Source organism: Entomospira culicis (assembly GCF_028748145.1).
Classification (GTDB): Bacteria; Spirochaetota; Spirochaetia; order WRBN01; family WRBN01; genus Entomospira; species Entomospira culicis.
Genome location: NZ_CP118181.1, coordinates 148,118 through 164,369, shown reverse-complemented (window position 1 = coordinate 164,369; position 16,252 = coordinate 148,118). Strand labels below are relative to the sequence as shown.

The 16,252-nt window shown below is 46.7% G+C and carries 17 protein-coding genes; 3 read left to right on the top strand and 14 right to left on the bottom strand.

The window, feature by feature from the left end; all coding sequences use genetic code 11:
* Positions 1 to 72: 72 nt before the first annotated feature.
* From PVA46_RS00755 to holA, 6 genes are all read right to left on the bottom strand, one after another.
* Entirely contained in the window at positions 73 to 1,527 is a 1,455-nt protein-coding gene (locus PVA46_RS00755) for a hypothetical protein (RefSeq protein ID WP_167694874.1), read from the bottom strand.
* 36 nt (positions 1,528 to 1,563) lie between these two features.
* A complete protein-coding gene (locus PVA46_RS00750; RefSeq protein ID WP_167694873.1) occupies positions 1,564 to 2,361 on the bottom strand; it encodes a hypothetical protein in 798 nt (265 codons plus the stop codon).
* 126 nt (positions 2,362 to 2,487) lie between these two features.
* Entirely contained in the window at positions 2,488 to 4,023 is a 1,536-nt protein-coding gene (locus PVA46_RS00745) for a hypothetical protein (RefSeq protein ID WP_167694872.1), read from the bottom strand.
* Positions 4,024 to 4,099: 76 nt separating this feature from the next.
* Positions 4,100 to 4,258: a hypothetical protein gene (locus PVA46_RS00740; RefSeq protein ID WP_167694871.1), complete on the bottom strand. Its 159-nt coding sequence runs from the start codon at positions 4,256 to 4,258 to the stop codon at positions 4,100 to 4,102.
* Positions 4,259 to 4,350: 92 nt separating this feature from the next.
* Positions 4,351 to 4,971, bottom strand: coding sequence for a hypothetical protein (locus PVA46_RS00735; RefSeq protein WP_167694870.1), 621 nt, complete (start codon positions 4,969 to 4,971; stop codon positions 4,351 to 4,353).
* A 112-nt stretch (positions 4,972 to 5,083) separates the two neighbouring features.
* A complete protein-coding gene (gene holA, locus PVA46_RS00730; RefSeq protein ID WP_167694869.1) occupies positions 5,084 to 6,106 on the bottom strand; it encodes a DNA polymerase III subunit delta in 1,023 nt (340 codons plus the stop codon).
* A 104-nt stretch (positions 6,107 to 6,210) separates the two neighbouring features.
* Here holA and PVA46_RS00725 point away from each other — a divergent pair, with 104 nt between their 5' ends.
* From PVA46_RS00725 to PVA46_RS00715, 3 genes are read left to right on the top strand one after another with little or no spacing between them, the layout of a single operon-like run.
* On the top strand, positions 6,211 to 6,921 hold the full coding sequence (locus PVA46_RS00725; RefSeq protein ID WP_167694868.1) for a DUF2259 domain-containing protein: 711 nt from the start codon (positions 6,211 to 6,213) through the stop codon (positions 6,919 to 6,921).
* A complete protein-coding gene (locus tag PVA46_RS00720; RefSeq protein WP_167694867.1) occupies positions 6,911 to 7,456 on the top strand; it encodes a hypothetical protein in 546 nt (181 codons plus the stop codon). The genes PVA46_RS00725 and PVA46_RS00720 overlap by 11 nt, the downstream gene beginning before the upstream one ends.
* Complete coding sequence (locus PVA46_RS00715; protein ID WP_167694866.1) at positions 7,456 to 7,893, top strand: DUF192 domain-containing protein; 438 nt, start codon at positions 7,456 to 7,458, stop codon at positions 7,891 to 7,893. The genes PVA46_RS00720 and PVA46_RS00715 overlap by 1 nt, the downstream gene beginning before the upstream one ends.
* Here the strand turns inward: PVA46_RS00715 and PVA46_RS00710 are convergent.
* The 8 genes from PVA46_RS00710 to mreC are packed head-to-tail and all read right to left on the bottom strand — an operon-like array spanning position 7,890 to position 16,244.
* A complete protein-coding gene (locus PVA46_RS00710) occupies positions 7,890 to 8,477 on the bottom strand; it encodes a hypothetical protein (protein ID WP_167694865.1) in 588 nt (195 codons plus the stop codon). The genes PVA46_RS00715 and PVA46_RS00710 overlap by 4 nt on opposite strands.
* Before the next feature lie 6 nt (positions 8,478 to 8,483).
* Positions 8,484 to 9,137 carry a hypothetical protein gene (locus tag PVA46_RS00705; protein ID WP_167694864.1) on the bottom strand — a complete coding sequence of 218 codons (654 nt, stop codon included), beginning with the start codon at positions 9,135 to 9,137 and terminating at the stop codon, positions 8,484 to 8,486.
* Positions 9,138 to 9,157: 20 nt separating this feature from the next.
* Positions 9,158 to 10,840 (bottom strand): S1 RNA-binding domain-containing protein, encoded by a 1,683-nt coding sequence (locus PVA46_RS00700; RefSeq protein WP_167694863.1) that lies wholly within the window; start codon positions 10,838 to 10,840, stop codon positions 9,158 to 9,160.
* A gap of 14 nt (positions 10,841 to 10,854) precedes the next feature.
* Positions 10,855 to 11,490, bottom strand: coding sequence for a (d)CMP kinase (gene cmk, locus PVA46_RS00695; protein ID WP_167694862.1), 636 nt, complete (start codon positions 11,488 to 11,490; stop codon positions 10,855 to 10,857).
* 10 nt (positions 11,491 to 11,500) lie between these two features.
* Positions 11,501 to 12,814: a rod shape-determining protein RodA gene (gene rodA, locus PVA46_RS00690; RefSeq protein WP_167694861.1), complete on the bottom strand. Its 1,314-nt coding sequence runs from the start codon at positions 12,812 to 12,814 to the stop codon at positions 11,501 to 11,503.
* Complete coding sequence (gene mrdA, locus PVA46_RS00685; protein WP_167694860.1) at positions 12,815 to 14,746, bottom strand: penicillin-binding protein 2; 1,932 nt, start codon at positions 14,744 to 14,746, stop codon at positions 12,815 to 12,817. It lies immediately after the preceding gene.
* Positions 14,746 to 15,264, bottom strand: a complete 519-nt coding sequence (gene mreD / locus PVA46_RS00680) for a rod shape-determining protein MreD (RefSeq protein ID WP_167694859.1) — start codon at positions 15,262 to 15,264, stop codon at positions 14,746 to 14,748. The genes mrdA and mreD overlap by 1 nt, the downstream gene beginning before the upstream one ends.
* Positions 15,261 to 16,244, bottom strand: a complete 984-nt coding sequence (mreC, locus tag PVA46_RS00675) for a rod shape-determining protein MreC (RefSeq protein ID WP_167694858.1) — start codon at positions 16,242 to 16,244, stop codon at positions 15,261 to 15,263. The genes mreD and mreC overlap by 4 nt, the downstream gene beginning before the upstream one ends.
* Positions 16,245 to 16,252: the final 8 nt, after the last annotated feature.

Here is a 16,252-nt window from a genome sequence, read left to right as displayed (position 1 = left end):
TCCTCAATAGTATAAACGAAAGAGAGATACTTTGTCAAGTACCTCTGCTCTCTTTTTTCGTTAAAACAACAACTAATAGGTATTCATTGCCCAGTTAAAGCGTAAATAGAAGTGTCCATTTCGGCTCTTAACCAAACCAGGGTCGGCGATGGCACCCAAAAAGTTAGATCCTGCATGCCATCCCGTACGAATATTAATCTTATCGATAGGCTTGTAGGAGAGACCCACCTCATAGCCGATGCGCCCTACTTGATCCCAGAACCCAGTACGTGCCTCTTGCACACCTACGGAAATTCCTGCAAAGGGGGTGATACGAGAGAAGCCCTCCATCACATGCCAATCGGTGCGTAAGGAGACAAATGTATTGGGGCGTCTACCCATGATCCCTTCATCTGGCGTAAATCCAAAGCTTCCAAAGACACGTGCCACCCACGCAGCGTTAATGGTAACCCACTCAGGAACATGCACATTGATACCAGCCTCATAAGATAAACTCCCCTTACGTTCTCCAAAGTACACCGCATCCGTATCCACTAAGCCACTCTCTAGGTTCATATCAAAATCTTCTTTGTAGCGTAATAAACGATAGCTACCATAGTACCACTGATAATCCGTAATCATACCCACGGTAATGGTGGCGTTTTCAGGCAAGAAGAATTTAAAATTGAAGCTTCCGCCTACCAAATGGCTACCAAAAATGCCTTCACCACCACGAAAGTGACTACCGATTTGCGTTGCCATTACGTTATTGGAATCCTCCAACTGCTCGGTCATCATTGGCTTCCACTCTTCGCCCTTACCAAGACGTGGATCGCCTCCCTGCCAATGGTGATAGTGCGCATTTATGCCCATCTGCCCCCACATGCCAAAGCGAATATCAGAGGCTGTTACCTCGCCAAGCATAGACCAACCATAGCCATTACGACTAAAATCCAAGTCGCTCACCGCGGCAAAATTCAATTTAAAATCACGAATCGCATTAATCGGCATATCCAAGCGCCAAGCTAACTGATCCAACTGAAACGCGCGCGTCATCACCGCACTCGTTCCCATCTCAAAGGCCGTCGCAGGACCTCCCTGCCAACTGGGCGCATTCAATCCTTCCCAAGCCTCAAAGTGCAGGTATCCCGCAGAGAACTTCAAGCCAATCGCCTCATTTTTCCCCAACAAGCCTAAAGGATCCACCCAACCAAAAGCTCGACGTACACCCACACCGATAGAGTTAGGGTTATTCATATAGAAGTTAGTACCCACACCCTGTAAGTTAAGCTGAATGGTTGCACCGGCAAAAGGCCCATACATATAGTTAAATCCCAAATAGGTAGAGACCAAATTCGCCCCACCCACTAAGTCGCCCTCTTTACCCCGTAGACCAAAGAGTGTATCTGGACCTGTAACCCGAGGGCCTACCCAGCCACGTGCATCCACCCCAGCCACAACGGTAAAGGTATGACTTTGCGCATAGAGCTGACCAAAGCTTAAAATGCTTAGCGCCCCCGTCATTGCAAATTGTATCCACTTTTTCATCACTTTTCTCTCCTTATTAAGCCAACCAGCACCTACCTACTGCGCATAAGTGCGTACACGTGCCATCCATCCTTCGCGCCAACGATCTTCCCCGCGTTCGATAGGAGAGAGCTTGATGCGTTGGTTGAGTACCTTTGCCGCTGCACTAGAGAAATCTTTCAACGCAGGCTTACCGGTCTTGGTGCCTTTCATCGTCTCCAATACCTGCAACAATCCCCAGCCCACATTTTTGTAGCGTTCGTTCGGATTAATGCCCTCCCCCTTAAAATTGACATAGTCAATTAACGGATAAAAACCACCAGGACTCTGGGCAACCCGATAAAATTGTTGCTTCACATGATCAGGACGGCTACTTGCCTCCATCATTAAAGGTAAGGCAGCCACCAATCTATCCATAATATAACGAACTTGTACCTCTTGGTGTTCATAAAGAAAGTCGATTAATGCTAAGATATCCTTATCGTTAGCCTCTTTCTTTGCGAGAAATTCCTCCCGACTATTCCATGGTGCATAAGGGGTTGCCGTCATAATCTTAGGCAAATCGCTAGACTTATAGCCATTATCCAGATACGCCTTCACTAAGCCAGGAAAACTCTCGGTAAAAGGTTCGTTCGCGCCACGCTTAAACCAAATAAAGTGTCCAATGCCCAACGAAGGAAAATCTTCGCCCACATTCCAATGCACCAGCAACTCTTTTTTCCCGCCAGTCTCATTCTGAAAAATACGCTGTCCCGCTGCCTTTAGCTCTTCGCTGGTGGGGTTGAGCGTTGGCTCTTCTGCCCAAAGGGTAAAAGATGTCAACAATAACATCAAAGCGAGTAATTTTTTCTTCATTCTATTCCTCCTAGTCATTATACTACAGATTGTATATACCTTAATCATACAATGCTTATTTATGGCTGTCAAGCATTTTTTTAGAAAAATTTTCGTACCTACAGCCATATATTTATTATAAGAACATTAATTTTCAGCCTTTTCACTACTCCAAAGCTGGGCGCGCATGGCCCATTGGATACGAATATAGAATTGCCCGTCTCTACTGCGAGAGGGGCTATTACCGGGCGCGACGATTTGGCCTAAAAACCACGACCCCGCATGCCAGCCGGTACGCACTAAAAACCCATCTACAGGCCGATAGGCTAACCCGATATCATAACCGATACGCCCCATTTGATCCCACGCGCCAGGGCGAGCCTCGGTGAGACCAATAGCAATTCCATTGTAAAAACTCAAGCCATGCGCCGCGTCGAACATTAAAAAGTCTAAACGCAACGCAAGATACCCATTCGATCGCATGCCAATCACGCCTTCATCGTGGCTAAAACCCAGCATATCCGTCGCGCGATTGATCCAACCCGCCCATATACTCACCCAATCGGGGTGGACAAAGTGAACTCCCGTCTGAAAGGCTACCGATCCTTTACGTTGACCAAAGTAGGTATCCAGTCGGCCATTGGTCTCCACCACATTGAAATTTTCCTCGAAGCGTTGAATCAAATAGTCGCCAAAATACCACTGATAGTCGCCCATGAAACCGATATTAACACGCATGCGTTGGGGCAAATGAAACGTAATATTGGCGCTCGTCCCCACCAGATGACTGCCAAAGAGCCCGCGTCCGCTAAAATTATTATGACGCGTATTGCCACTTTCGGCTACCCAAAGTTCATCGGGGTTTTTAGGATCGCCACCCTGCCAGTGGTGATAATACATATTAATACCCACCGTCGCCACCGAGCCCAGACGAATACGATTCGCCGTAACCTCCCCCATAATCGTCCAGCCATTGTGCGCGCGACTAAAATCGAGATCACTGGTAACCGTAAAGCTCAAATCCACATAATCCTGCACCGCATACACCGGCATATCGATACGCCAGAGTAGGGTGTCAAACATCGCCGCCCGAAAGAGCTCCAACTGGGTGGATAGACGAAAATTCGTCGCGCTACCGCCCAAGCGATGTGGAGCAGTAAAGGCGGGTTCCTCCTCAAAACTAAGTTGACCCACCCAAAATTTTAATCCAATATCCTTATCCCGATTGAGCCAACGCAACACATCAATCCAACCATAAGCACGCCGAACACTCACCGTATCCTGATCAAAAAAGAGCGAAAAATCGGCCATGTTCCCCTCAAAATTGAGTTCTAGTACCGTGCCGAAGAAGGTTTCATAGAGATACTCCAACCCCAAAAAGGTATTGATCACCCGCGCACCGCCGTACAAATCACCCACTTGCGGACGATCGGGGCGAGGTAATCCCCCCGGAAAGATATTCTGCCCACTCACCGAGCTAGGCGACGTTAAGCGCGGCCCTGCCCAACCGCGCATGTCTACGTGTCCGTACATAAAAAACGCATGCACCGGCTCTCTAGGTGGAGCATCTTCATCCACCTCCTGCCGATCTTCAGGATCGAGAATATCCTCCTCCTGCGCCCAGCTCCCATGGATGCTCAACACCAGCCACACGACGCCGATCCATATCCTATATTTAATCACGATGATTTCCTTGTGCCAACCATCTGCTATGTTATCACACGATACTTATACTCCATCACTAATAAACCTTCATCACTTAGAAATTAGTATAAGATAAATCGTAAAAGAGATCAAGCTCATACAAAAAGTCGTTATCCATCGTATGCAACCAAACAAGCCCCACCTGACCAATCTTATCGTCATTTATATATACAAATTGATGCGAAAATCCATTATCCACCCAAATATATGCCAATAAAAATTGCTCTATAACACACATATAGAGCTTAAAAATAGACAAAACCCCCATTTCAGGAGGTTTTTTACGCAACAGAAACAAAACCAAGACTATTTTAACGCATACGTCTGTGTTGTAAAGTGTAAAATATGCGTAGTAACAATATGATCAAGCATAAAGACAAATTTAACCGATATTCTATCACCAGCTTTAAGTGCTGGTCTGCCTTTAGCCACTAATTTTTCATTAAGTTTTATAATCTCAGGATCATTAACACTCCATTCATTAAATCTTTTCCCAGCCGCTTCTCTTTTCACAAAACCTTGGCTTACCGTACTCTTTTCCCCATCTTTATCGATAGTCCAAGCCTCACCTGTAACATAATCGAGTTCAATTTGGTCACTCTGCCCATACCCGCGATCATAAACTAAAATTAATGCATCACGAATATCCGTAGGCCAGATGTATGAACCAGTGTCATGAATATTACCCACAATACTAGCCCTTCCAAAATCTTCTCGATATTGCGATGCGGTTAGCGAGCTAGACATATTATAAGGACGATGCCCCAAGGGATCCTCGTCCGAATCTACCAAGAAAAAGACCTTTCCCGCATTTAGGTAGTTAGGCAACCCTGATCCTAGTCCAACCACATTGGTTCGGTCAATTTTGGGGGAACAGGCCAACATCAATAGAGGAAATAGCCATAATACAGCTTTTTTCATTTTCATCAATTAAAACTCCTTTTACTAAAAAGTAGAAATAGTATATTCATTATAGAACATAATGTCAACGTTCTCATTTAGTTTTTAAAGGAAAAAATAAAAATAAAGCTCATGTCAATCAGCTAGGGGATAGCGTGTCATACAGGCTAAAGGGTGCGGTGCAACAGCTCACCACGTAGCTGACAATCACTTGGCGGATGATCTCTTTATTGCTATCGCGCGCGGCCAAATCGTACTGCGAGGCAAAGACCATAATCGCATCCAACTCTTCATCCGTGTAAAACTTATGAGCAAGTTGGGTCGACTGCGCCCGCTGATAAAAGATCTTCAACTCCTTAAGCGCCTGCTGTCCACTATAGCCATTTGCCACCAGCGCGTTATAGTCGATTACCCCCTTAAAGCTTCGATTCAAAACAATCAACGTCATCACGCTCAAGCCATCTTTACTGTGCATCAACTGCTCTACTTGATCTAAGGCCTCGGGTAAATTACGCTTTGCCAACGAAAAAAAGAGATCATGCACCGTGATCTCTTTGGTCTGCTCCACGAAATCGCGCACCGCATTTAGGGTAATCATTGGCTCTGGAAGATCACTCTGCCCTTGCAACAAAAAATCCAAGGTTCGCTTAATCGCCTGACTATCACTCAGCAAACGTGAAAGCAGAAGATGCAACGCCTCTTCCTCAATCTTGCCCGATCGTTGCGCCAGATAACTATGCACAAACGCTTCCAACTCCTCCTCGCTAAGCGCCTTAAAAACCTTCTTCTGCGCCGAAGGTACCACCGCCTCCAAGCTCTTATCTAAACGCTCCTCATCACTGATAAAAATTAGGTAGCCACTGCCCACGCCCTTCTTTATAAAGTTGATAAGCCCCTTAAGCTCCCCCTTCTTAATCGCTTCTGCCATCATCACCTCGATCCATGGCAGATCCCCAAAGAGCGATGGGCTCTGCAACAACCCCAAAATCCGCGTCTCTTCCAGCTCGTGCCCATAAAATCGATGCACCTCCAACCCGCCGGCGCGCTTCATCGCCTTGGCCTTCAACTTCTGCAGATACTCCAGCTTAAGCCCATTCTCCAACCCCAACAGCGCATACACCTCTTTATCACTCACCCGATCACCCCCTTCCCAATCTATCATAAAATAGCCATCCCTTACAACTATCCACGCGTAAACTCTTTAGGATTAGCCAAAAAATGTCGATATCTACCAGTAGCGAGACCCTATAAGGATGAAATATTAGCATGATAAAGCAATTTTCCTATATCTTACTTCTCCTCTGCCTAACCGCCTTTACCTCTTGGGCTGGCGATGTCGCCACCTTTGTCAACATGGGCTTTAGCGACGACGCGCGCTTCTTCCTCTTCGGTCAATATGGCTACGACGAGAGTAAACGTCAAGTTTACGCGCAAGCTATCTTTGTCGATATCGAAAAAAACGACTACACCAAAGATGGCTTTCATCAGCGCACCCTCGCGAGCAATCCTCAATCAGGCGATATTATGGACGGCGCCTTCCTCGAACTCATCGAGCAACTCGCCACTATCCGTAAAAAATATAAGATCAACTACGCCCTCAAAGGACGTATCATCTATGCCAGCTCGGTGATGCGCGAAAGCGCCCGTACCGCCCAATCAAAAAGCTCCGAATCCCTCCAATTTCGCGACTTTGAAGCCAATCGCACCTTTAACGTAACCCTCAACCAAAATGTCGCCAACCCACAAAAATCCACCTTCGCCATCACCTTCACCATCACCCATGCCAACAACACCAAACACTCCTACACCGTCGGACACCCCGATATCCAACGCCACGTCTCCCACTACGAAATCGATCGGATTATCGTCAGTCCCAACGGCAAATCCCTTATCTTTATCGTCGCCATGCGCATGCCCAATGCGCAAGGTACCCCCAATGTTCGCTATATGGTGGAGGCTATCCAAATTGAATCATAAAGCACGCTATTTATTCCTTATCTTCTTACTCCCTATGTTCTTATTTGCGCAAGCAAGCGACAATGAATCAAGCGATCCACCCCGCGCCTTCGACAACCTCTCCCTAGGGATGTCCTACGACGCCCTTCTTGATGCTCTGGCCGAGAGTAGCTACTTTATCTATCGCGGTCGCCCCGATGTCTCCATGCTCGATCCCCTCGATCGTACCACCATTGAAGTGCGTGGCGCTGGCTTCGTCTACCGAGGCTTCTTCACCTTCTATGAAGATCAACTCTACAGCATGAGCATCGTTCTCCATGAGGCGCGCCTCGACTATTTTACCCTCTGGCGCACGCTACAAGAGCGTTATGGCGATCCCCAAGCGATCAACCCCAAACACTCCGTCTGGGAGAACGAGACGACGCGCCTCTCTTTAGAGCAACCTGCCACCCTCAAGTACCTCGACAAGACCACCTTTAATAAACTCTTAGATCGAAGCAACACCGACAAATCCGCCCTCGACCGAAGTCGCGATCGCTTCTTGGAGCAACTCTAATGAAACGGCTTATCTACCTACTTATTCTCATTACTACACTTCTGCCATTAAGTGCAAGCACCAACCTTACCGAACGTTCTCTACAGATCAATGGACAGACCTTCATTGTTGAACTGGCCGACAATCCATCCACCCGCGCACAAGGGCTAATGTATCGTACCCAGCTTGATCCGTTGCGTGGGATGCTCTTCGTCTTTCCTGATAGCGAACGCCGCTCTTTCTATATGAAAAACACCTTTATTCCACTCTCTATCGCCTATATCAGCGCTGATGGTATCATTATGGAAATTTATGATATGCAACCACATGAGCTACGCTCGGTGCCTAGTCGCTATGCCGTCATGTACGCATTAGAAGTCAATCAGGGACTCTTCAAACAACTTAATATTACCGCAGGAATGAAGGTGCATAACCTACCACCAGCTAGCCCCAATTAATCCAAATTGATCACACTATAGTGTAAAAAGACCGGCTTAGATAGTTGAAGCGTCATTGTTTGAATATCTAACTCCGTGTTAAGACCAGCCCATACCAACTGCCCGGTATTGCTTTGAGAGCCAACATCATTGTGTGCACGCTCCATTGCGCTGAAAGGCAATAGGTTTACGCGGATAAGCTCATCTTGAAAGAGAATTTGTCCACCACCATTCTTAACAAAAATTTGACCCGTTGTCGTATTGAGTTCAACAATATATGGAGGGGCTTGACCAGCCATTGGTTGCCAAATAAAGCGTGGCTTTACCACCGAATTTGCAACACTTGGAAAGCTCTTATGATAGCCAAAGTGCCGAAAGATATCCTCCTCTCGAGAGTACCCTGACTCGGAGAGATTTTGATCAAAGTCTACATCCGGAGAGTAGACCTTATAATATAGCACAAATCCATTGCTCTTTTCTAGCTCAAAGGTTACCAACGCCCCATTACGGGAGAGAACAGCGGGCGGAGCTACCAAAATCTGCGTCGGCAACCCACACCCACTCACTCCTAATAAAAAAAATGCAAAAGTAATCTTTTTTATCATGCGTAGCTACAGAAGCTCACTTGATTCAACTTCTGGTAACGCATCAAAGTGCATCAATCTTGCTTGCGCAATCATATACCAAACATTTTCCCTATCCAGCATCGACAAAATATTACGATACAAAGAGATAGCATGTTCGATATCATCGCCCTCCCAAAGATAAGCTTGCAAAACTTCTGCTTCATACTGCATATCGATAGTCATCACATCATGGCTACGCAAGAGCTCACTCAATGCGTTCAACGCCTCTTCGCGCTCACCCAATGCAAGATGCATATAAGCAACATTTAACTGCGCCTTAGGTGCCATATAATTACGTTTCTGCTTTGCCACTACCTGATAAAGGGCAAGTGCCTCGGCGGTATTGCCCTCCAAGTGGGCGTACTGGGCAAGGAGCATCGTGGCAGCATTACGTACATACTTGACAGAACTGGTGCGCAACGCCTCTAACTCCGCCTGTTGCTGTGCGGTAAGCACAACAATATTTTCTGGCGAGGCATTTGCCGAAGCAATCACCCGATCAATGCGCGCCACTTGCTCATCGCGATACGCAAACCACTGATTAGTGGCGAAAATTACTCCCGCCACTAATACGATGGATAAGCCAAGCACGCCAAAAATAAAGCGACTCTTTACTTTAGCTCTTTTTGTTTTCTCCATTTTGCTTCTATCCTACTGCCCTATTCTTTGTCAAAAAAATCTGCAAAGGTTGCACCGCTACTGTCGTCTGTGTCATTGCCTTCGGCGATGTACTTATTCATCTCCTGACGATTCTGCGCACGGCTCAACTCACGGATCGAGAGGGCAAGACGGCGATTTTCCGGAGCAAATTCGATAATCAACGCCTTGAGCTTCTGCCCAATCTCAATACGCTCCATCAACTCTTCAGCATTGGCATTACGATCCTCGCTCAACTGACTCTTATGAATTAAGCCATCAATCTCACCGGGAACACGCACAAAGAGACCAAAGTCTGTCTTGCTGATAACCTCACCCTCGACAGGCTCACCGCGCTTATAGTGCTCATAGAGACTCTCCCATGGATCAACTTGTAGTTGCTTCATACCAAGGGCGATGCGCATATGCTCGGAGTCAATCTCAAGGATAAGAACTTCCACTTCTTGCCCTTCTTTAAGCAACGCTTGGGCACTGCGTGGACGCTTTTGCCAAGAGATGTCATCAATATGTAAGAAGCCTTCTACGCCCTCTTCTAGCTCGATAACTGCACCGCTGAAGGTAACTTTTTTGATGGCGCGAATAAACTTGGTGCCAACGGGGTTCGTCTCGACAAATTTAATCCAAGGATTCTCCATCGTATGTTTTAATCCAAGGGAGATCTTCTCGGCTTCGGTATCGTAACCAAGGATAGCAACCTTCACCACATCGCCAACCGAAAGCACTTCTTTAGGGTGCTTAATGCGCTTGCTCCAGCTTAAGTCGGAGATATGCACCAAGCCCTCAATGCCCTCCTCAAGCTCTACAAAAGCACCAAAATCAGTAAGTTTGGTAACCTTACCCTCCACGATATCGTCCACACCATAGCGCTCCTCAAAGCCAAGCCAAGGATCGTTGCTAAAGTGTTTGAGGCTAAGGTTGATACGCTTGTTTTCAGGATCAAGGCGCGCAACTTTAAGCTCAATGGTTTGATCTTTTTGCACGTAATCTCTTGGACGCGCTGCATGTCCCCAACTCATATCATTAAGATGGAGAAGACCATCAAAGCCACCTAGGTCGATAAAAGCACCAAAACTGGTAAAGCTCTTAACCACACCGGTCACATTGTCGCCGATTTGGGTACTCTTAAAGAACTCTTCACGCTTAGCCTCATTCTCTGCCTGCAAAAGCTCTTTACGGGTAACCACCACATTAAGGCGATCGCCATGTTCTGGATGCTGAAGCCGATCGATAAGAAATTGCGTGCGCATGCCAACATACTTAGCGCTATCCTCTACACGATGCGTATCAACCTTAGAGATCGGAAGAAAGGCCGTAATACCGCCACCTAACTCAACGCTAAATCCACCGGTGGTTGCTTTCTTAATAAGACCGTCGATAGGACGCTTCTGGGCAAAGGCCTCTTCAAGCATCTTCTTGACGTTCTCTTTCTCGGCCTCGCGCTTGGATACGCGCATTTTATCGGCATCAAGCACGACAACGCGCTCTTTATCGCCTAACTTAGGAGGCGTTGTGAATTCGTCAAGAGAAACTCTAACTTCGCTTTTTAAACCGAAGTCCAAATAGACAACCTCCTCATCCACTTTCACTACAATACCTTCAATCACATCACCTTTTTTGGGATGCTCTGTGTCTGTTATGGCTTGGTGCCACTGGGCCATCTGGTTAGATGTTTCTCTTTCGCTCATCTGCTAAACCGCTCCTATACTCTGATGTCTGCGATTTTGGTTTGAATCATCGCATAGACATCCTCTAATGATTTGTCCGACGAGTCGATATACCAAGCCTCTGGTACAATCTGCAATGCACCCACCGACTTTGTTCTATCGATCTCATCTCTATTTTGAATGCTTTTTTGAATTTCGTCAAGACTCAAAGTGCTATATTCTTGCTGAAATCGTCTTTTTGCACGAATTTCTACCGAAGCATCAAGATAAATTTTCAATTGCGCATCGGGAAAGACAACGCTCGTCATATCCCTACCCTCGCAAACCACGTCTCTGTTGGCGACCAGAGAACGCATTTTTTCGTTTAAGATCGTACGCACCGCCACTACAGAAGAGACTTTTGGTACCCACGCATCAATGACATCACTGTGGAGATCGCCGGATAAGGCAACCCCATTTACCAGAAGCGCACCATCGGCGATGCTAAAATCAATCGACTGTGCAATAGTAATCCACGCCCCTTCATCCATGCTCTGCGCGCGCAAACCATAGAGTGTTACCGCACGATAAAAGTATCCCGAGTTCAATAGAAAAAAGTCCATCCGCTCGGCTATTAACTTCGCCAACGCACTCTTACCGCCACCAGCAGGCCCATCAATTGCTACTATCATCGCTACTCTCCTAACGGTACTGGCGTAGACTAATGCTACTGACCATACCCAGTAATATCATCATCGTTAAAACCGAAGAACCACCATACGAGAGCAAGAAGAGTGGTACGCCCTTAATCGGCATTAACCCAATCACCATCCCCACATTAACCCAAACATGAATCAATAAGAGAGAAAAGATGCCACCGCTCACTAACATACTAAAACGATCTTGCGCCTTGAGTGTTAAAAATAATAATCTTAGGAGCAAAATGCTATAGGCGCTCAACAAAATGATCGCACCGATAAAGCCCCGTTCCTCCATAATAATCGAAAAGATAAAGTCGGTGCTCTGCTCAGGGAGAAATTGATTGTGCGAGTGCGTACCACCTAGGTAACCTCGTCCATACATTCCACCCGATCCGATAGCAGTTAAAGACTGTAAAATATGCCAACCCGCCCCCAACGGATCGATATCAGGATTGATGAAAACCCGCAAACGATCCCATTGATAAGGACGAAAGTAGTTGTGCGCCAACCAGGTAAGTCCTACGCCAAACCCAAAGGTAGATAACACATAACTAGAGAGCACGTAAGCATCTTTACGATATGTCAGCCAACCAATCACGCTCAAGCCAAGCAACCCTCCCGAGAGTAAAAGAACCCTCGCCAGCCACTCTTTAGAGGTAAAAATTGTGGTAAGCCACGTATCCTGCTCACGGATTAAGTCATAATAAAGAGGCACAAAAATCATAATTAAAAACCAAATCAACGCAACCACAAAGAAGGTCAAGAGCATCGCGCTACCACCGGCGATAAAGAACATCATCCCCAAAATGCCCACAAAGACCATCGCCGTACCAAAATCTGGTTGTCTTAACGTGAGCGCCATGGGGATAAGCAAAATCAACCCCGAGATCAAAAGCGTTGTCGCATGACGCGGATTACGTCCATACGCACTTAAATAGCGTGCCACCATCAAGATAAAGCCGATCTTGGCAAATTCTGCAGGCTGACCACCCAAAGGCCCAATTCCTAACCAACGTCGAGCGCCTGAAATTTTCACGCCAAAAATCAACACCGCAATCAACAAGAGAATATTAATCGCATAAATCAATGGCGCAACATCACGAAATCGCTGATAATCTGTCGCCGTTAATGCGAAAAAGATCGCCAATCCCACCGTCGCAAAGAGTAATTGCTTCTTCCACTCATTATTAATCAATACGCCTTGCGCGTTGACCCCAGCCGAGTATACATAAAAAATACTAAATGTCAACAAAACGATAATCGGTATGAAGAGCAGATAGTCAAATCGCTTTAAAAATTCGACAATAGACCGCATCTAAGCTCCCTCCAATTGTGCTAACACCTCTGCGGTCGCCGGCAATGGGCGCGATGGCATTACGTAAGAGTCTCCCGTAATCGCACGCCAATTCATGTACCACGGACGCAAGGTGCGCAATACATCATGATAATCTTGCTCGGCAAAATACCCCTGAATAATCAAATCAGTTATCTTGGTAGACCACCACTCATAATTATCATTTGCCTCAATCTGTACCACCACCACAATCCGTTCGGTTGGGTCATCAGTCTGATAAGGGGCATACGCGACAAACCAGTCGTGATAGTGCCCCGCAATACCCGTCTCACCGGTTCCCGTCTTGCCCGCAGCCGTGACCACACGCGTAAGCAGCCGACCCGTACCATCCGTTACGACCCAGCGCATATCCTCTGCTAGACGTTGCCATGTCTGCGAAGAGATGCTCGCCTCGTGCAACACATGTGGACGGTGTTCATCGCTAAAACCACTCTCCTCATTGTGAATACGCTTCACAATCCGCGGTTTATAAATAACTCCCGTATTTGCCACCATCGCACCCACATTTGCCACTTGTAAGGGAGTTACCTGTAAAAATCCCTGTCCAATCGCCATATTAAGCGTATCACCACCAACCCAAGCACTATTAAAGATATCCTCTTTCCAAGCCTTGTCTGGCACCATACCGCTCTTCTCATTGGGTAAATCGATATCAGTAGAGGCACCTAGACCAAAATCTCGCGCCACCTCGGATATCATCGCCGGGTCATGATTACCCCGACTATCTTTGCCTAAATAATCGCGTGCAATCGTCCAAAAGTACACATTACAGCTATTGCCCAGCGCCTCACGCAAATTCTGCATGCCCCCTTTGTGGTGCGGGTGATCATTAAAACGCATATTGCCTAAAGTCAAAAAGCCACTGCAGTGCACGCGAAAATCAGGCGAAACATTCGTCTTCTCTATAATTGTAGCATGCGTAACAATCTTAAAGGTAGAAGCAGGCGGATAGACCGCAGAGATGGCACGATTGATAAAAGGAAAATTGGGGTTTGATATCTGGGCGGCAAACCCACGCTCACCCGACTCGCTGAAAGTATTGGCGTTAAAGACCGGATTGCTCACCATCGCCAAGATCTCACCAGTTGCCGGCTTTAAGACCACCACTGATCCACGCCTGCCAGCCATCGCGTCGTAGGCAAGCTTCTGCACACGCATATCAATCGTTAGATAAATATCCGATCCATTTTGGGGCAACTTGCGCTCCTCTTCCAACTCACGTACCGGTCGACCGCGCGCATCCACCATAAAAAATTGTCGCCCCGCTGTACCGCGCAGAAACTTATCGTAACTCTTCTCTACGCCCGTCTTACCAATCTTATCCCCACGTCGATACCCCTCATTATAGAGAATTTGTAACTCATCTTCGCTAATTTCGGCAACATAGCCCAAAATATGCGCAATTCCGGCCTCTTCTGAGTAGATACGCTTAGCCTGCGCCTCCCAAATTAACCCCGGAAAGCTCTCCTTATTCTCGGCAAAATAGGCAATTTGGGTAAAATCAACATCTTCTCGAATTAAAACAGGATCGTAGCTGCGATAGAGTGTATCAGGCAATCTTCGATTCAAAAAGGCAGGCGACACATTAAGTCGATACGCTAATCGCTCCTTTAGTTGTTGCAACTCAAGCTCACCACCCACCTCGGCAGGAATCACTTTCAATGTAAAAAAATTCTCATGAAAAACCAGCGGTACCCCATTACGATCATAAATAAACCCCCGACGTGGCGGAATAAGACGAGAACTCGTCGAGATCGTTTCCGATACTTCGGAAAATTTATTGCCACGCTTAATCTGTAAATGGAACACGCGTAGCATAAAGATGCTCAATAAGATCACCACCAATGCCATCAACGCAAAAATTCTCTCTTTACTCAAGAACTTATCTTCCATTAAATCTTCTGCTCCCAGCGAATAAAGTCTGCTACCGCCTTAAGAATACGGCGCACCAACCAAAAGATGGGTAAGGTTATCAGCAAGTTAAGTGCCAACTCCACCAACATATTCATCATCATACCAAAAAGCGAATAGATCTCCAGACCAAAAATACGTGCAATCAGCCACGTAACCGCATACTTAAAGATCGTAGCCACGCCCACCGTAAACAACGCCACCAACACCGCACCCACCACAAAGCGCCCTTTAAGTGCGCCAAAGGTTGTGCCCATCAACATCTTCACCATTGCATTGACACCTAACGGTTGCGCTAGTGCAAAATCCTCCAAGATACCACCCAGCCAGCCAGCACTCTGACCCACCCCGCGCCCAAATTCCACCGAAAAGAGCACCAAAATAATCAATGCAATATCGGGAAAAATCGCAATGCCATTAAAAACGACAATCCCTTTAAGAATTCCCTGCACTAAACTTACCACCGATAAGAGTGAGAAGAGAATGAAAAATCGTCTCATGGCATATCCTCCCCATCAATAGCCTGATATGCCAAGCCACTGGCTGCCTGCTCGTCATAATAATCTTGGTAGACACGCCCAACTTCCATCGCCTGCAACTCGCTCTCTAAGCGCCATTGCGTCGACTCCTCGGCAATCAAGACAAAGACATAATCAAGCCTACCTAAATCGATAATACTCTTAAGACGAATCTGCAAAGAGACCTGCGTTGGATCATTAATCACCTCAACAACTTCGCCAATATACAGATCCGAGATAATCTCGCTCTCTTCAGACTGTTGTTGCATAATCGCGCTCGTCACCACCAAGTCGCCAATCGCAATATTATTGAGTGCGTTACGCGAGATATAATTGAGCAATAATTCATCGCCACTCCAACTTCCACCCGTAATCAACCCCTCATAGCCCGAAGGAATCAATTGTGCCGCCAAAAACGTGTTACTTTGCGTAAGAGGCACCACCGTAGAACGATAGGCAAAGACCTCTTGCACACGACCAACCACCCCATAAAGCTCTTGTTCAGGACTATAAGCCATCACTAGCATCTTCGGTTTGATACCCGCAGCCGAACCCTTATTGATGGAAAAAACATTAGACAAATTACTCGCATCGCGCGCCACCACCTGTGCATGCACTTGCTGATATCCCATCAATGCAGGAATACCCAAACGACGACGCAACCGTTCATTCTCTAGGTTAAGCCGATGAAATTCCATCTCGTAATAGCTGTACTGCTGGATATGCTGCTGCATCTTTTTATAGTGAATATTCATGCGCCACAGCCGAATAAAATCACTGCCCAGCTGTCGCACCGACCCCACCCCGCCACTAAGACCAGACTGTATCGCCCCTAACGCCGTACCGCCTCCATAACGAATGCTCTCGCTAAAACCACTGCTTCTAGCGAGAATCATTAAGGAGGTGAGCGTTAAGTAAAAGAGCATAGCGACATTATTACGTGTGAGAATTCCTCTAAACATAATTCCTC

Excerpts from the sequence above, each read along its gene's own strand:
- PVA46_RS00755 (WP_167694874.1), bottom strand. The coding sequence starts at position 1,527 with ATGAAAAAGTGGATACAATTTGCAATGACGGGGGCGCTAAGCATTTTA.
- PVA46_RS00750 (WP_167694873.1), bottom strand. The coding sequence starts at position 2,361 with ATGAAGAAAAAATTACTCGCTTTGATGTTATTGTTGACATCTTTTACC.
- PVA46_RS00735 (WP_167694870.1), bottom strand. The coding sequence starts at position 4,971 with ATGAAAATGAAAAAAGCTGTATTATGGCTATTTCCTCTATTGATGTTG.
- holA (WP_167694869.1), bottom strand. The coding sequence starts at position 6,106 with ATGATAGATTGGGAAGGGGGTGATCGGGTGAGTGATAAAGAGGTGTAT.
- PVA46_RS00725 (WP_167694868.1), top strand. The coding sequence starts at position 6,211 with ATGATAAAGCAATTTTCCTATATCTTACTTCTCCTCTGCCTAACCGCC.
- PVA46_RS00715 (WP_167694866.1), top strand. The coding sequence starts at position 7,456 with ATGAAACGGCTTATCTACCTACTTATTCTCATTACTACACTTCTGCCA.
- PVA46_RS00710 (WP_167694865.1), bottom strand. The coding sequence starts at position 8,477 with ATGATAAAAAAGATTACTTTTGCATTTTTTTTATTAGGAGTGAGTGGG.
- PVA46_RS00705 (WP_167694864.1), bottom strand. The coding sequence starts at position 9,137 with ATGGAGAAAACAAAAAGAGCTAAAGTAAAGAGTCGCTTTATTTTTGGC.
- PVA46_RS00700 (WP_167694863.1), bottom strand. The coding sequence starts at position 10,840 with ATGAGCGAAAGAGAAACATCTAACCAGATGGCCCAGTGGCACCAAGCC.
- cmk (WP_167694862.1), bottom strand. The coding sequence starts at position 11,490 with ATGATAGTAGCAATTGATGGGCCTGCTGGTGGCGGTAAGAGTGCGTTG.
- rodA (WP_167694861.1), bottom strand. The coding sequence starts at position 12,814 with ATGCGGTCTATTGTCGAATTTTTAAAGCGATTTGACTATCTGCTCTTC.
- mrdA (WP_167694860.1), bottom strand. The coding sequence starts at position 14,746 with ATGGAAGATAAGTTCTTGAGTAAAGAGAGAATTTTTGCGTTGATGGCA.
- mreD (WP_167694859.1), bottom strand. The coding sequence starts at position 15,264 with ATGAGACGATTTTTCATTCTCTTCTCACTCTTATCGGTGGTAAGTTTA.
- mreC (WP_167694858.1), bottom strand. The coding sequence starts at position 16,244 with ATGTTTAGAGGAATTCTCACACGTAATAATGTCGCTATGCTCTTTTAC.